The organism is Methylocaldum sp. MU1018 (genome assembly GCF_053646775.1).
In genome coordinates, this window is the sequence record NZ_CM132195.1 from 1,577,105 (window position 1) to 1,591,986 (window position 14,882).

Annotated in this window: 14 protein-coding genes; 10 read left to right on the forward strand and 4 right to left on the reverse strand. The window is 57.7% G+C overall.

Annotated elements, in window-relative coordinates:
• Positions 1-147: 147 nt before the first annotated feature.
• The 3 genes from ACWJKU_RS07375 to ACWJKU_RS07385 form a co-directional block, all read right to left on the reverse strand.
• A complete protein-coding gene (locus ACWJKU_RS07375) occupies positions 148-408 on the reverse strand; it encodes a hypothetical protein (RefSeq protein WP_454147259.1) in 261 nt (86 codons plus the stop codon).
• Between the two features lie 476 nt (positions 409-884).
• Positions 885-2,231, reverse strand: a complete 1,347-nt coding sequence (locus tag ACWJKU_RS07380) for a GH1 family beta-glucosidase (protein WP_454147261.1) — start codon at positions 2,229-2,231, stop codon at positions 885-887.
• Positions 2,224-3,153: an alpha/beta fold hydrolase gene (locus ACWJKU_RS07385; RefSeq protein ID WP_454147263.1), complete on the reverse strand. Its 930-nt coding sequence runs from the start codon at positions 3,151-3,153 to the stop codon at positions 2,224-2,226. The genes ACWJKU_RS07380 and ACWJKU_RS07385 overlap by 8 nt, the downstream gene beginning before the upstream one ends.
• A 104-nt stretch (positions 3,154-3,257) precedes the next feature.
• Between ACWJKU_RS07385 and ACWJKU_RS07390 the strand changes: the two genes are divergently transcribed.
• Together ACWJKU_RS07390 and ACWJKU_RS07395 are read left to right on the forward strand one after the other, a co-directional pair.
• Positions 3,258-4,166 (forward strand): cation diffusion facilitator family transporter, encoded by a 909-nt coding sequence (locus tag ACWJKU_RS07390; RefSeq protein ID WP_454147265.1) that lies wholly within the window; start codon positions 3,258-3,260, stop codon positions 4,164-4,166.
• A gap of 175 nt (positions 4,167-4,341) precedes the next feature.
• Positions 4,342-5,211 carry a L,D-transpeptidase family protein gene (locus ACWJKU_RS07395; protein ID WP_454147267.1) on the forward strand — a complete coding sequence of 290 codons (870 nt, stop codon included), beginning with the start codon at positions 4,342-4,344 and terminating at the stop codon, positions 5,209-5,211.
• A gap of 75 nt (positions 5,212-5,286) precedes the next feature.
• On the opposite strand, the gene ACWJKU_RS07400 is transcribed toward ACWJKU_RS07395, so the two are convergent.
• On the reverse strand, positions 5,287-5,442 hold the full coding sequence (locus tag ACWJKU_RS07400; RefSeq protein ID WP_454147269.1) for a hypothetical protein: 156 nt from the start codon (positions 5,440-5,442) through the stop codon (positions 5,287-5,289).
• Positions 5,443-5,828: 386 nt separating this feature from the next.
• Between ACWJKU_RS07400 and ACWJKU_RS07405 the strand changes: the two genes are divergently transcribed.
• The 8 genes from ACWJKU_RS07405 (at position 5,829) to ACWJKU_RS07440 (ending at position 14,873) form a co-directional block, all read left to right on the forward strand.
• On the forward strand, positions 5,829-7,640 hold the full coding sequence (locus ACWJKU_RS07405) for an ABC transporter ATP-binding protein/permease (RefSeq protein WP_454147271.1): 1,812 nt from the start codon (positions 5,829-5,831) through the stop codon (positions 7,638-7,640).
• Positions 7,640-8,272 (forward strand): transglycosylase SLT domain-containing protein, encoded by a 633-nt coding sequence (locus ACWJKU_RS07410; protein ID WP_454147273.1) that lies wholly within the window; start codon positions 7,640-7,642, stop codon positions 8,270-8,272. The genes ACWJKU_RS07405 and ACWJKU_RS07410 overlap by 1 nt, the downstream gene beginning before the upstream one ends.
• Before the next feature lie 46 nt (positions 8,273-8,318).
• Positions 8,319-10,520: a bifunctional 23S rRNA (guanine(2069)-N(7))-methyltransferase RlmK/23S rRNA (guanine(2445)-N(2))-methyltransferase RlmL gene (gene rlmKL / locus ACWJKU_RS07415; protein WP_454147275.1), complete on the forward strand. Its 2,202-nt coding sequence runs from the start codon at positions 8,319-8,321 to the stop codon at positions 10,518-10,520.
• A gap of 8 nt (positions 10,521-10,528) precedes the next feature.
• Complete coding sequence (locus ACWJKU_RS07420) at positions 10,529-10,810, forward strand: acylphosphatase (RefSeq protein ID WP_454147277.1); 282 nt, start codon at positions 10,529-10,531, stop codon at positions 10,808-10,810.
• Positions 10,811-11,001: 191 nt separating this feature from the next.
• Positions 11,002-11,601: a nitroreductase family protein gene (locus ACWJKU_RS07425; protein WP_454147279.1), complete on the forward strand. Its 600-nt coding sequence runs from the start codon at positions 11,002-11,004 to the stop codon at positions 11,599-11,601.
• 134 nt (positions 11,602-11,735) lie between these two features.
• Positions 11,736-13,646, forward strand: coding sequence for a DCC1-like thiol-disulfide oxidoreductase family protein (locus ACWJKU_RS07430; protein ID WP_454147281.1), 1,911 nt, complete (start codon positions 11,736-11,738; stop codon positions 13,644-13,646).
• 180 nt (positions 13,647-13,826) lie between these two features.
• Positions 13,827-14,444, forward strand: a complete 618-nt coding sequence (locus ACWJKU_RS07435; RefSeq protein WP_454147283.1) for a MotA/TolQ/ExbB proton channel family protein — start codon at positions 13,827-13,829, stop codon at positions 14,442-14,444.
• A gap of 6 nt (positions 14,445-14,450) precedes the next feature.
• Positions 14,451-14,873 (forward strand): ExbD/TolR family protein, encoded by a 423-nt coding sequence (locus tag ACWJKU_RS07440; protein ID WP_454147285.1) that lies wholly within the window; start codon positions 14,451-14,453, stop codon positions 14,871-14,873.
• Positions 14,874-14,882: the final 9 nt, after the last annotated feature.

Here is a 14,882-nt window from a genome sequence, read left to right on the forward strand (position 1 = left end):
AGCGCTCAAGGACTGTTTTCAGGCCGAAGCCTGAGTTTGACGTAGGGGATGACAAATCGGACATCGGTTTCTCCGGAAAATTGACGGCCCGACATGGTCGACATCGGGCTCGGCGGTGCATTCCACAATGCTCGGATGGTATCGAGCCTACTTCTTGATGAATTCGGGATTTTGATAAATCACGGTCGGCGTGAAGCTGGAACCCGGATACTTGGGGTCTCGATAGGTATCGGAATGGTTATCCGCGGGAGAGTTTGAACCTTTTTGGGCGATCAATTCGCGATCTTGGTAAATCACCGAGGATTTGAAGTGATGCGCGGGATAACGGGAGTCCTCGTCGGAAAAGGCACAGGGCGCTGCGGCGACGATGAGGCCCGTACTCAAAATTAAAGTGCCGATTTTTCTCATAAGCAGATCCTCCTCGAAATTTCTTTATATATTTTAAAACCGAAATCACTTAACCCTCGGTGAGAGTGTGGTTATTCAGTCTGTGCATGATCGCGCATTATGGCAATCAAGTGAATAGTGTGTTGCGCGTGAGTGAGGATTATCTTGTAAGCATCGAATGATAACAACGTTGTTTTTAGATCGAGTTACGAACCAAGGAGGCTTCGATCAGGCCCGGCCGCGAACCGCATCGGCAAGGCCGGGCGTGTAACCGGGCCTGCATCGGCCCGAAATACCGGGAGCATATTTACGGGCCTGATTAATAAGAGCCGATGCGGTTCGCGGCCGGGCCGGATGCCGGAACAATGGTGCGAAGAGAATCGACGCGTTCAGCGTTTCCTGCAATGCTGTCCGAGGCATCGCCGACTCGCGCCGCGCTCCGGACAGTCGTGACGTGGCCGTGCCCTATGGAGAAAAAACGTCGAAGCTTCGATCGTTCAGTCCCAAATCGCCTCTCCATTGCTCTCGATAACCTGCCGGTAAAACGATGCACTGGCTTTCGGAGTGCGCTTCTGGGTCGCGTAATCGACCCGTACCAAGCCGAATCGCTTGGAAAAGCCGCAAGCCCATTCGAAATTGTCGAGCAGGGACCAGGCGAAATAGCCTTTCAGATTGGCGCCTTGTCGAACGGCTTCGTGCGCCGCGCGGAGATGAGTTCGAAAATAATCGATCCGGCGCGAGTCTTCTATGCGTCCTTCCGCCGACGGCGGGTCGGGCAGGGCGGCGCCGTTTTCCGTGACATACAGCGGAATGTCGCCGTACCGCCTTTTCACCCAGAGCAGGCAGGACTTGAGACCCTCCGGAAACACTTCCCAATTCATTTCCGTGTGTTCGGCATTGGTTTGCGGCACCGGGGCGGCGTAGAAAGGTGGGGAGGATGGGGCGCTGCGGACCACCGATCGGGTGTAATAGTTGATGCCGAGAAAATCGATGGGCTCCCGGATCAGCTTCAGATCGTCTTCGGGAAAGCGGGGCCAATCACGGCCGAAGATTTCGGCGAGTTCTTCGGGATAGGCGCCGAGAAAAACCGGATCGAGAAATTGCCGGTTCATATAGGCATGGGTTCGCGCCATGGCGGCCGCATCCTCGGGATCGTTCGAGGCGGCATATTTGGGTTCGAGGTTCACCACCAGACCGATTTGACCTTTGCCGTCGGCGCGGAAGGCTTGCACCGCCGAGGCATGCGCGCGCAACAGATTGTGGGCCGCCTGCGGCGTTTTTTCGAGCGACTCGAGACCCGGAGGATGGACGCCGTGCAGGTATCCAGCATCGACGATCACCCACGGTTCGTTGAGGGTGGTCCAGTAGCGGACCCGGTCTTCCAGGGCCCTGAAAATCAGATGGGCGTAATCGGCGAACCAATGGACCGAGTCGCGGTTGGCCCAGCCGCCGAGATCGTCGAGCGCCGCCGGGAGATCCCAGTGATGCAGCGTGACGAAGGGTTCGATACCGTTGGCGATCAGCGCATCCGTCAGATTGCGGTAGAACTCCAGACCTTTTTCATTCGGTTTTCCGCGTCCGCTCGGCAGAACGCGGCTCCAGGCAATGCTGAACCGGTAAGCCTCGAGGCCCAGTTCCTTCATCAGTTTCACGTCGTCCGCCCAGCGCCGGTAGTGGTCGCAAGCCACGTCGCCGGTATCGCCGGCGTGAATCGCTCCCGGCGTGCGGCAGAACCGATGCCAGTTGCTGGGGCCGGCTCCGTCGGCCAAGGGCGAACCTTCGATCTGATAGGCGGAGGTGGCGGCGCCCCAGATGAAATCGGCGGGAAAGCGGCGTTTATCCATCGTGTTTTCTCAATGAATTGGCGTTTCGAAGGGAATCGATCATTTTTCGTATCGCGTCGACGATCAGCTCCGGTTCGTCGAGCGGGATGTTGTGCGCGCTTTTTTCGGCCAGCAAAACTTCGCCGGTTTTGTAGCGCCCGGCCAGCCCTCTTTGCAGTCGCAACCATTCGCGCTCGATATCGTCCCCGAGTTGGCCGTCCGGCATGATTCGAACGCCATGCATGATGACGGCGAACGGCATATCCGGATGAATGTCGGCGGAACGAAGTTCTCGGCCGCTTTCTTCGTAGGCGCCCGCTTCGGCGAGGATCGCCTGCAACGTTTTGGCGGATACGCCGAACGAAGGCGCCAGGAGTCCCGGGTCGATCAGTTCGGCCACGGCACTCAGCAACCCGGGCTCCCAAAGGCCCTGCAACATCCCGTGGGGATCGATTTCGCGTATGAGGCGGTGTTCGAAGATGCCTTCCGCCTGATCTTCGTGCGGCGTATCCACCAGAACCAATCCGGCCGTTTGTTCCGGAAAAAGCCCCGCGAACATGCGCATGTTATAGCCGCCGAAAGAGTGCCCGGCCAGAACATAGGGCGGCGGGACGTCTTGCCGGACGCGGTCCAGCAAGGTCCGCAGCTCGCCGGCAATGCGGCTGCTGGTGCGCGGCGAGGGCCCGCGGTCGCTGAATCCGTAGCCGGCCCGGTCGTAAACGCATACCTGCGTAACGGTCGCGAGCCTGCTCTGCACCTTGGCCCAATCCGCCGACGAGCCGCCGAGTCCGTGATCGAGAATCACCGGCGGCGTGCCGCGGCCCATGCAGCGAATATGCAAACGATAGCCGCCTACGTCCACCAGCCGGCCCGGCGGCTCGTCGGCCGCAACGGATAGCGTGAAGACGAGTGCGGCGACGATCGTCAGTACGCGCCGCATCATGTCTTTTCCCCGGCGCGCAGGGCCGGCCGTTCTGCACCGCGCCCGAGGAATGCTATGCTTTTCCGGCTTTCCGTCCGCAAAAGAAAAATAAGCCACAAAGAGTCATGTCCCATCAAACCGATTCTCTAAAGTCTATCTTTTTTGCCTTGGGTGCGAATGCGGCCATCGCGGCGGCCAAGCTGTTCGCGGCCGTTCATACCGGCTCCAATTCGATGCTTGCGGAGGCCATCCACTCATTTGCCGATTGCGGCAATCAGGGATTGCTGATCCTCGGCCTCAAGCGGGCGAAACGTCCGCCTTCGCCCGACTTTCCCCTGGGCTACGGCAAGGCGATTTATTTCTGGTCGTTCATCGTTGCGCTGATTCTGTTCAGCATGGGCGGATTATTCTCGATTTACGAAGGCATACACAAGCTGGAGGCGCATGAAGGGCTGGAGTCGCCGTGGCTGGCGATCGGAATCCTGGCGTTCAGCATCATCATGGAGAGCATCTCGCTTTACGGATGTCTGCGGGAAGTCAACAAGGCACGAGGCAAGCGAGGACTTTGGCGATGGTTTCGCGACACGCGCCAGAGCGAATTGATCGTGGTTTTGGGAGAAGACGTGGCCGCTTTGGCGGGCTTGGTGTTTGCGCTGATCGCCGTCGTCTTGGCCATGATGACCGGCGATCCGGTTTACGATGCGGCCGGCAGTATCGCTATCGGCGCGTTGCTGGTGCTGGTTGCCGTGGGCATCGGCGCGGAAGTTTCCGGTCTGCTGATCGGCCAAAGTGTGGAGTCCGAGGTCAAGCAAGCCATTCATAATTATCTGGACAAGCGCGAGGAAGTTGCCCAAATATTCAATCTGATCACGTTGCAACTCGGCAGCGACGTGATGGTGGCGGTGAAGGCGGAGATGCGCCGGGTAGCCGGAACGAGCGACATGATTGCCGATATCAATCGCTGCGAGACGGGTTTGAAGACGGCTTTTCCCCAGGTGAAATGGGTGTTTTTCGAACCCGATACGGCCGACTGAGCAGGGCCGCCGATCGGGTTGCTTGGAGACATATGAAGATATATTGTTTGGCGCGAGACATGTCACGACATGAACTGAGCTTTTGCGGTCGAAGGGGTAGGGGCTTGCAACCGATATTCGTTCGACCGACAGCCGCATCGCCAAGGAAGCGAGATTCTTTTTGAGGGATCAGCGTATGAAATCGAAATTCGAGAATATTCTGTTGCTGATAGTGGTGGCGGCTCTTTTGGCGGCCTGTGCCGGGGCCGGTAAAAAAACCGCGCGGACGGGCGGCAAACAAATTTTGAAAGTGGCCAAGAAACACCATTCGCCCGCCGCTCAGTCGTCCGAGCCGATCATGACTCAATCTCCCATGCTTACGCCACGCATCCTCGAATCCGGCCAGCGGACCACCGGCGACGTGCTCGACCAGTTCGGACCCTACGCCGCCCGGCAACTGAAGCCCTTTTTCCAGAAAGCCGGGGTGGCCTATCCGCCGCGGGAAGTCACCTTCATCGCGCTGAAACAGGAAAAGAAACTCGAGGTTTGGGCCAGAGACGGAGGCGAATTCCGTTTCATCCGCGACTACGACATCAAGGCGGCCAGCGGCGTGACCGGACCGAAGCTGCGGCAAGGCGACAAACAGGTTCCCGAAGGAGTCTATCGCATCGTCGGGCTAAACCCGAACAGCAACTATCATCTGTCGATGAAGCTGAACTATCCGAACGAGTTCGACTGGTTCCATGCCCGGCGCGAAGGCCGTTTCGATCCGGGCTCGGACATTTTTATCCACGGCAATGCCGTATCCGCGGGCTGCCTCGCCATGGGTGACGAAGCGATAGAAGATCTGTTCGTGCTTACGGCCCAGGTCGGGGAAGAAAACGTCAAAGTGATCATCGCGCCGCGCGATCCGCGCATCTTGCCGCTCGATCCCGAGGGTTACGGGCTGCCGTCCTGGACGCCCGAACTTTACCGGATGATCGCCGCGGAGATGGCGGGCTTCTCCGATACGGTAAGGGTTTCGAACAATCGGCCGTTCTCTCCGGCGAGTCCGCCGCTTCGTTAGCCGTTCGTCAAATTTCCTCGAAATCGGAGGACGATTTCGGCCGCCCGCGGGAATTTTCGGGGCGGTCCGAAACGGTCACGTCGAATGCGTGCCGATGTTTCCGGCGCGGCCGTTCGTTTCCGCTTCGTCGAGGATTCCCGATATGTGTATCCGCAGGATGTATTTCACATACTTCCATAACGCGGCAAGGGTCTGTTCACTCAATTCGCGCTCGACGGTTTTGGCGGCCATGACATCATCCTCGGAATTCATGTTCGTTCGGGCGTTCGATTTTCGACCGGATCCGGTTAGCAGTTTAGCCGATTCCGGCGGATAGGATATAGGTCGCGAGCGAAGCTTGGATGATGACGGATCCTATCGAAGCCTCATGATCGCCCGTGCGTTCCTCCGTGTTTCGATCGGCGTCTCCGGCGATGGCCGCGGCGGTCCGGCCCCTTGCGGTCAATACGGGGTTTGATTCACACTGCCGCCCAGTCTGAAATGAAAAAAGGTATCGCGGCCCGGCCGTGCCAGGGGGCCGGATAAGATCAACTTTGGTTCCTGTAAGGCCGAATGCTTCTCGGAACCGTGCGCCGGGTGAGGGACGATCTGCGGCGGATAACGTAAAGACTATTGTTATGAGTGCAGCATTTTCACATATCAACCGGCTGACCTGGGCTCGTTTCGTCCGGGGCATCAAGAGTTTTGTCGTTTCCGAGGTCGGCCACAAAGCCATCATGCTGTTCGCGGGGTTGATCGCGTTTCTGTTTGCGATCAACGGCTTGAACGTTCTTAACAGCTACGTCGGCCGCGATTTCATGACGGCTATCGCGCAACGGGATTGGGATGGGTTCGTCTGGCAGGGGATGGTCTATGTCGGCGTCTTGATGGGCAGTACCCTGGTCGCGGTTTTTTACCGTTTTGCCGAAGAGCGCCTGGGGCTGCTGTGGCGGGAATGGTTGACCCGCCGGTTCGTCAATACTTATCTGGAACATCCCACTTATTACCGGCTCAACGATCGGTTGATCGCCAACGGGGAAATCGCCAATCCGGACCAGCGGATTGCCGACGACGTGCGCGCATTCACGACGACGACGCTTTCTTTCCTGTTGATGTTCCTCAACGGCGCCTTTACCGTGGTGGCTTTCTCGGGGGTGATGTGGTCGATCAGCCCCTTGCTGTTCGGCGTGGCCGTCGTTTACGCGGTGGCGGGTTCCTATCTGACCATCCGATTCGGCTATCCCCTGATCGAGTTGAATTACAGCCAGCTCGACAAAGAGGCCAATTTCAGGGCGGATCTCATCCATCTCCGGGAGAATGCCGAGGCGGTCGCGCTGTTGCGGCGCGAGGGCCGGGCCAAAGCCAGAATCCTGCGTCATCTCGATGAATTGACGGCCAATTTCCGGAAAATCATCAGTGTGAACCGTAATCTCGGATTCTTTACCACCGGTTACAATTACCTCATACAGATCATCCCCGCCCTGATCGTGGCTCCGCTCTTCATCCGCGGGGAGGTCGAGTTCGGCGTGATTCCCCAGGCGGCCATGGCCTTCGCGCATCTTCTGGGAGCGTTCTCCCTGATCGTAACCAACTTCCAGTCCCTTTCCTCGTTCGCCGCGGTCATCGCTCGGCTGGGTTCGCTCGCGGAGGCCATAGAACAAGCGCAAGCGACGCCGGTTCCGGCGGGCGAAGTCTGCCCCCATCGTCGTCGCACCTCGGAGTGCCCGCTCTGCGTCAAAACGCATTTCGTTCCGGCGGCTGTCGAGGTTTGCGAGAATGACGGGTTGCTGGCGTACGAGCATCTGACGCTGCTTTCACCCGAAGATGACCGGGTCGTCGTCAGGGATTTGTCCGTTTCGGTCCCTTCCGGAACACGGCTTCTGGTTTATGGAGAGGACGACACCGCGAGGGTGGCCTTGTTCAAAGCCACCGCCGGGCTTTGGGAGAAAGGCGAGGGCCGGATCATCCGGCCGGAATTGAATCGCATCATGTTTCTTCCGGAGCGCCCTTATCTTCCGCCCGGAACGCTGCGCGAACTGCTGCTCCGCACCGGTCAGGAGTTCGTGATCGACGAAGAGCGCATCCGCAGCGTTCTCAAAGCCTTCGATCTGGAGTCCGTGCTGGCGCGAGCCGGCGGGTTGGACGCGGAACACGACTGGGACAGCATCCTGTCTCTGGCCGAACAGCAACTGGTAGCGGTAAGCCGGCTCGTGATCGCGGCGCCCAAATTCGCTTTTCTGGATCGGATCGATACCGCTCTCAGTTCGGAGCAGGTCGAGAAAGTGCTGGATATGCTCACCGCCCAAGGGATCGCTTACGTCAATCTCGGCGACTCGCACGACGGGCTCGATCATTACGACGCCGTGTTGGAGTTTGCCGCAACCGGCGAATGGACATGGAGATCGCTTCGGCCCGAACAGAAGGTCCACACCCGGCAGTCCGGCGACTGATGGGCTGTCGGGATACGGGAGCCGGCGCGGCTCCGGCGAAACCGGTCGTTTTTCTTTTGTTTGCGGCGGTGCTGGCGGGGTGCGCGACGGCTCCGCCGAAAAATCCGTCCAATGTGTGCTCGATTTTTTTCGAAAAGGAGGATTGGTACGCTGGCGTCAGGAAGGCGCAGCAGCGTTGGGGCGTCCCCGTGCCGATCCAGATGGCGATCATCAACCAGGAATCGAGTTTCGTCGAAGACGCGCGTCCGCCGCGCTACCGGTTTTTGGGAGTTCTGCCGCTGTGGCGGCCGTCGTCGGCCTACGGCTACGGCCAGGTCAAGGACGAGACTTGGGAGTGGTATCGAACGAAAACGGGCAACGGCTGGGCGGATCGGGACGAATTCGACGACGTCGCCGATTTCATCGGCTGGTATGTGCATCAGAGCTATATCCGGCTCGGGATTCCCAAACACGATGCGTACAGCCAATACTTGGCCTATCATGAGGGCCAGGGCGGTTTCCGGCGCAAGACTCATCTCGCCAAGCCCTGGCTGTTGCGGGTCGCCCGGCGGGTGGCGGCGAATGCCGAGCGCTATCGTCGACAATTGACGACCTGCCAAGTTTCTCTGGAAAGATCCTTGGCGAGCGACTGATCTTATTTTTCTATACCGCTTCGCGCGGTCTTTCAGATATATCTCGATGAATCATTCCCTGCATTTTTTTGCGACCGCTCCGCTCGGTATGGAGCTTCTTTTAGCCGATGAATTGAGCACCCTGGGGGCGGCCGATGTTGCCGAGACCCGCGCCGGAGCGGCTTTCGGCGGCGATCTCGAAACGGCTTACAAGGCTTGTTTGTGGTCGCGGCTGGCCAACCGGATTCTGCTTCCGCTGGACCGGTTTCCCGCCGCCGGCCCCGAGGAACTTTACCAAGGCATCCGCCGGATCGAATGGGGCGCACATCTGGATGCGCACGCGACTTTCGCGGTGGATTTCGCCTCCAGCCGGTCGAAGATCGATCACACGCTGTTCGGCGCTCAAAAGGTCAAAGACGGCATCGCCGATCATTTTCGGGAGCATTACGGCGTCCGCCCGTCGGTGCGTCTCGATCGGCCGGACCTCCGGGTGAACGTTTATCTGGACCGCGATGTCGCGACCGTGAGCATCGATCTTTCCGGCGAGAGCCTTCACAAACGCGCGTACCGGCAGGAAGGCGGCAAGGCGCCGCTCAAGGAAAATCTGGCGGCGGCCGTTCTGCTGCGCGCCGGATGGCCTAAGATCGCCGAGAGCGGGGGGCATTTCATCGATCCCATGTGCGGTTCCGGTACCTTGCCGATCGAAGCGGCGCTTATGGCGAGCGACTTTGCGCCGGGACTGCTGCGGCCTCATTTCGGTCTGTTCGGCTGGAAAAAACATAATTCCGCGTTGTGGCAGCGACTGGTGAACGAGGCGGAACGGCGCTGCGAACCGGGATTGCGAAAGCTTCCGCCTATCGTCGGCTACGATGTCGACCGGCAAGCCGTCCGAATCGCTTTGGAAAACATCGAGCGCGCGGGGCTCAGAGGTTATGTGCACGTGGAACGCAAAGCCGCGACGGAGGCCCGCCCGCGCCACGGATTCGGCCTGATCGCCGTCAATCCGCCTTATGGCGAGCGTTTGGGCGACGAAAAGACGCTGGTTCCGCTGTATACGGCGCTGGGCGAGACGCTCAAGAATCATTTCGCCGGCTGGAAGGCGGCCGTGCTGACCGGCAATCCGGAACTGGCGTTCAAACTGGGCATTCGGGCGACGCGCTATTACACGCTGTACAACGGCGCTCTCGAATGCAGGCTGTTCAATTTCGATATCGAGCCGGAGCGTTTTTTCAGCCCGCGCGAACCCGAACCGCTGACCGAGGCGCAACGCAAGGCCCGTGAAATTTTCAGGAAAGCCAAAGCCGTGGACGCCGCGGATAGCGGGGCGGAGATGTTCGCCAACCGGCTGCGCAAGAATTTGAAAAATCTCGGGCGCTGGGCAAAACAAAACGGCATCCGCTGCTATCGGCTGTACGATGCCGATTTGCCCGAGTATGCCGTCGCCGTGGATGTGTACCAGGGCGAGCGGACCTGGGTTCACGTGCAGGAATACGAAGCGCCTTCCAGCATCGACCCGGCCAAGGCCGAGGCGCGGCTGGTTCATGCCGTGGCCGTTATTCCGGCGGTGCTCGAAATCCAGCCCGATCAGCTTTTTCTCAAGATTCGACGGAAACAGAAAGGGCCGGCCCAATACGAGAAACAGGCCGAAGCCGGACGGTTTCAGGTGGTAGAGGAGGGCGGATGGAAGTTCTGGGTCAATTTCGAGGATTACCTCGATACCGGGCTATTTCTCGATCACCGCATCACGCGCCGGATGATCCAGGATCTGGCGGCGGACAAACGCTTCCTCAATCTGTTCGCCTATACCGGAACCGCCTCGGTGTACGCGGCCAAAGGCGGGGCGATGTTGACCGCCACCGTGGATATGTCCCGCACTTATCTGGATTGGGCGAAGCGCAATCTGGAACTCAATGGAATTCGGGGCGGCCGCCACGAACTCATTCAGGCGGATTGTCTCGAATGGCTCGATCGGGCGTCGCGGGATAGGCGGCGCTTCGATTTGATCTTTCTGGATCCGCCGACCTTTTCGACATCCAAGAGAATGCGACAGACCTTGGACGTGCAGCGCGATCACCCGATGCTGATAAGAAAATGCGCGGACCTTCTGGCGCCGGGCGGGTCACTGATTTTTTCCACCAACTGCCGCAAATTCAAATTCGACGCCGAAGCGCTGGCGGGCCTGAAGTTCGAGGATATCAGCCGCAAAACGATTCCCAAGGATTTCGAGCGCAATCCGCGGATTCATTATTGTTGGACGATCAACCGGTAGGTGCATCGATGACCAGACGGGTTCATGTTTTCGTATCGGGTTTGGTTCAGGGCGTGTTCTTCCGGGCGGCCACCTGCGAACGCGCCTTGGCCCTGGGGATTAATGGCTGGGTGCGAAATCTACCGGATGGCCGGGTCGAAATCCTGGCAGAGGGCGCTTCGGATCGTATCGCCGAGTTCCTGAACTGGTGCGCGAATGGCCCTCCGCGTGCGAAAGTCGATTTTCTGGACGTGATCGAAGAAATGCCGACGGCGGATTTCACCACGTTCGAGGTGCGAAGGCGCTTTTAGCGTTTCCTGAGCCGGTTCGGGCCGATTGGCGCTAAGCGGCATTCTGCCGCGGCGCTTTCCAAAGAGCGTAAAGGCCCGACGGCCGAGCTTTTCGAATAGCAAAACTTGGTTAATTTCGTTATCAAAGAGTTACAATTCAAACCCGCCAGCGTACAGGCGTTCGTTGCCGTCAAAAAACACAGGAATGCGCGATGTTCGAGAAAAGAGCCAGCACCCAGGTCCAAATCGCCGATGTTCTTGCGCTTCGCTGGAGCGGCAGGGCTTATGATCCGGAGCGGCCGGTCGAGCGAGCGAAGTTGACGGCTCTTTTGGAGGCGGCACGTTGGGCGCCTTCCTGTTTCGGCGATCAACCTTGGCGTTATCTGATCTGGGATCGGATAGCCGAATCGGAATCGTGGTCCAGGGCCTTCGATTGCCTTTCCGAAGGGAACAAGAACTGGGCGGTGCACGCGCCTGTTCTGATGTTGGCCGTCGCCAGCGACTTGTTTTCAGACGGCCGCCCGAACCGCTGGGGGCAGTACGACACCGGCGCCGCCAGCATGAGCTTGGCGGTCCAGGCGACCGCTCTGGGGTTGATGGTTCACCAAATGGGCGGTTTTGATGCGAAAAAAATACAAGCCGAATTTGCAATTCCCGACGGCTACGCTTGCATGGCGATGATTACAGTGGGGTATCAGATTGCGGAAGACAAGATTCCGAACGAACTTAAAGAGCGGGAATATGCTACGCGCATGCGCCGGCCGCTGAGCCATGCGTTCTTTTTCGGTACCTGGGGCAAACCATTCGAATAACGCACTTCATACTTCGATCTATCTTTTTGTTCCAATTCTTGCCGTATTGAATCGCCGGTTCCCTTGTCGCGCCAGATAGTTTCATCGTCCCGAATCCCGCCCGTGGCGCTCCGTTAAAACGAACTATTCAAGCAATGTATCGAAAATTGAAAACATGGGTCGAACAGGGACTTGCCAAGCAGGTGCCTGCCGTTGGTCTTGGCGCTTTCCGAATCGGCTTCTCGCTGGTCATACTCCAGGAGATCGTTTTTCTATTTTATTTCAGGCATTTGATTTTCGATCCGGTGCCTTTTCTCGATCGAGCCTCGCCCATACTGGACTTTTTTCTCCTGGCGTGGGCCGCCGTCGCAGCATGCCTGGCCGTGGGCTATCATACCCGGCGAGCGGCGCTGACCAATTATATATTTTGGGTAACTTTCGTCGTCTTTACGCCGATGTGGCAGGATTTCGACGGCGGATTCGACCAGTTAATGACGGGCTCCAGTTTTCTGCTGATATTCTTGCCTACGGAGCGAGCCTTATCCCTGGATAATCTGCGTCTTAAATTGAGGCATTCGACGTTGGATAGCCGGTATCGGCCGCGCGATGAAGTGCCCGTTATCGCTTATTATCTCCCGCTGGCCATTTCTTTGGGGCTGCTCTATCTGGATTCGGGCATTCATAAACTCTCGTCGGAATTCTGGCGTAACGGAATGGGACCGTGGCTTCCGCCGGCGATGCCTTATTACATGTCGGCTATCGACATGACGCCATTATTGAACATAAAACCTTTGGAGATGTTTATCGGCTACACGATAATCGTTTTCCAATTCCTGTTCTTGTTCCTGCTCTGGTTCCGTCCTTTCCGGGTTCCTCTGCTGATCACCGGAGCGTTGTTCCACACGGGGATAATCCTTTCGCTCAATATCTATCCCTTTGGTTTCGCGATGCTGGTTCATTATTTTCTGCTGGTCCCGTTCGGCTGGTGGCGTAATTTGAAGAAGGCGTTCCGATGCGAGCAACCGAAGCTGACCGTTTTTTACGATCGGCAATGTCCGTTGTGCAACCGCACGGTGATCGTCGTGCAGCACTTCGACATCTTCAACGCGATCGACTTCAAAGGCTTGCAGCTCCATGCAAAAGAGTATCGCGAGCTCGATTCGATACCCGAAAGCAAGCTTTTACAGGACCTTTATGCTTTGGACGGCGAGCGGCGCTTATATTCGGGGCTGGATACTTACATCCGGATATTGATCGGCATGGGATATACCGCCCCGATCGGTTGGCTCATGGGATTGCCGGGCATTTACCATTTGGGGAACCGGGCTTATCGCCGGATAGCGGATCAGCGAGAACGCGTCGTTTGCGACGAAGCGTGCGCGGTCCCGTCGGCTCCGCTTCTGCTTGAAGAGCATCCTTTGGCGAATTGGTACCAACGGTATGCGGCAACGGGCAGGCAACAGACGCAGCGTATCGCGAAGTTCCTGGTCATGGTTCTGGTCCTCCAACTGAACAGCACGGTTCATTACGGCATTTTGTACCGCTGCGGCGATGCCTGCGATATCGGCGCCGCCGGGCAATTGGCCGATCACCTCAGCAACGCGGTCATCAATTTTTCCCATGCCTTTTTCGGCATAACGCCGCATGCTCTTTACATGCACGATCATTTTGCCGGCTACAATCATATATTGGCTCTAACCTACAAGGACCAGGCAGGCCGCGAGCGATGGCTGCCTTTCGTGAACGAGGAAGGACGCCTGGTCGCACCGAATTGGGGTCGCGTTCAATCGATGTGGGCAAACGTTGCGGTGACTTCTCACATGAACCAGGAGCGATTGAGTAAATTCCTGAAAAAGATCACGGCATTCTGGGGTACCGAGTTGGGGCTGGATTTATCGAACGCTGAATTTCTGATCAAAATGAAAGAAGTGCGCGTACCCATGGATTGGGAATACGACCTGCGCCACAAGAACGTCGCTCAACCCTGGCGCGATATCGGGAAAGTCGTGTGGCAGCACGGTCGTTTTCGCGCCGAGTTTCCCGATATCGATATAGAAGCCTTGTAGTGCCGTCCATTCGTCGGGAACATCGGGATTTTGGATGAACGCCCGGTTCGACAGTTTGCTTGGATTAGGTAAAAGCCGTTTCAACGGCGCCTTGCAGGTCCATTTGGAAGCTTCACGAACTGTCGGTTTCAAGCCGTTCGATTAAAATGGTGGATTGACTGATGTGGGGGATAATCGATTATGTTCGAAATCGTTAAGGCAGGCGGCTGGGTCATGGTGCCCATCATTGCCTGCTCGATACTGGCTTTGGCCATCATCTTCGAGCGCTTTTGGGCGCTGCGTACGACTCGTATTCTTCCTCCGCAGCTGGTGCCGGAGGTCTGGAATCTGTATCGGAAAAACCAGCTCGATAGCGCCTACATTCGGAGATTGCGGGCGAATTCTCCTCTCGGCGCGGTTCTTGCAGCAGGGCTCATAAGCTATTCGCAGGGACGCGAAGTGATGAGGGAAAGCATCGAGCAGGCCGGGCGTCAGGCGATGCATGATCTGGAGCGATATTTGAATACCTTGGGCACCATCGCGTCGGTGTCGCCTTACCTCGGTTTGCTGGGCAGCGTTCTGGGCATGATCAAGGTCTTCTCCACATTCTCCATGGCGAACGGCATCGGCAATCCCACCAAACTGGCCGGCGGTATCTCGGAAATCCTCATCGCGACCGCTGCCGGACTGGCGGTAGCCATCCCGAGTCTGATTTTCTACCGATATTTCCAGGGGCGCGTGATCGGCTTTGCCGTCCGCATGGAAGAGGAGGCCATGCGGTTGATCGAGACTCTTTACAACAGCCAGGAAGAGGAATAGGCGGCAATGAATTTCCGTCCGCGGCGCCGGGATTATCCCGAGCTCAACCTGATTCCGATGATAGACGTGCTCATCGTGCTGCTGATCTTCTTGGTTTTGACCACGACGTTTAGCCGCGAGGCGGAATTGCAGGTCCGTTTGCCCGAAGCCACCGGCCAGGCGGCAAGCGAAGAAAAGGGCATCGACATCGTGATCGATACGGAAGGGCGCTATTTCGTCAACGAGCATCAGGTAGTAAACACGCAGGTTGAAACCTTAAAGAAAGCTATTCTGGAAGCGGCCGGCGACAATAAAAATCCCTTGCTGGTCATCAATGCCGACCAGAAGACCACTCATCAAGCGGTGATCGCCGTTCTGGACGCGGCCAGCCAACTCGGCTTCACGCATGTGACCTTCGCTGCCAAAAGCGAAGCGGCCGAGAATCCCTGATCGTTCGAG

Coding starts and splice junctions, on each gene's coding strand:
- ACWJKU_RS07420 (WP_454147277.1), top strand. CDS start 10,529: ATGACCAGACGGGTTCATGTTTTCGTATCGGGTTTGGTTCAGGGCGTG.
- ACWJKU_RS07405 (WP_454147271.1), top strand. CDS start 5,829: ATGAGTGCAGCATTTTCACATATCAACCGGCTGACCTGGGCTCGTTTC.
- ACWJKU_RS07385 (WP_454147263.1), bottom strand. CDS start 3,153: ATGATGCGGCGCGTACTGACGATCGTCGCCGCACTCGTCTTCACGCTA.
- ACWJKU_RS07435 (WP_454147283.1), top strand. CDS start 13,827: ATGTTCGAAATCGTTAAGGCAGGCGGCTGGGTCATGGTGCCCATCATT.
- ACWJKU_RS07430 (WP_454147281.1), top strand. CDS start 11,736: ATGTATCGAAAATTGAAAACATGGGTCGAACAGGGACTTGCCAAGCAG.
- ACWJKU_RS07375 (WP_454147259.1), bottom strand. CDS start 408: ATGAGAAAAATCGGCACTTTAATTTTGAGTACGGGCCTCATCGTCGCC.
- ACWJKU_RS07440 (WP_454147285.1), top strand. CDS start 14,451: ATGAATTTCCGTCCGCGGCGCCGGGATTATCCCGAGCTCAACCTGATT.
- ACWJKU_RS07410 (WP_454147273.1), top strand. CDS start 7,640: ATGGGCTGTCGGGATACGGGAGCCGGCGCGGCTCCGGCGAAACCGGTC.
- ACWJKU_RS07380 (WP_454147261.1), bottom strand. CDS start 2,231: ATGGATAAACGCCGCTTTCCCGCCGATTTCATCTGGGGCGCCGCCACC.
- ACWJKU_RS07425 (WP_454147279.1), top strand. CDS start 11,002: ATGTTCGAGAAAAGAGCCAGCACCCAGGTCCAAATCGCCGATGTTCTT.
- ACWJKU_RS07390 (WP_454147265.1), top strand. CDS start 3,258: ATGTCCCATCAAACCGATTCTCTAAAGTCTATCTTTTTTGCCTTGGGT.
- ACWJKU_RS07400 (WP_454147269.1), bottom strand. CDS start 5,442: ATGGCCGCCAAAACCGTCGAGCGCGAATTGAGTGAACAGACCCTTGCC.
- rlmKL (WP_454147275.1), top strand. CDS start 8,319: ATGAATCATTCCCTGCATTTTTTTGCGACCGCTCCGCTCGGTATGGAG.
- ACWJKU_RS07395 (WP_454147267.1), top strand. CDS start 4,342: ATGAAATCGAAATTCGAGAATATTCTGTTGCTGATAGTGGTGGCGGCT.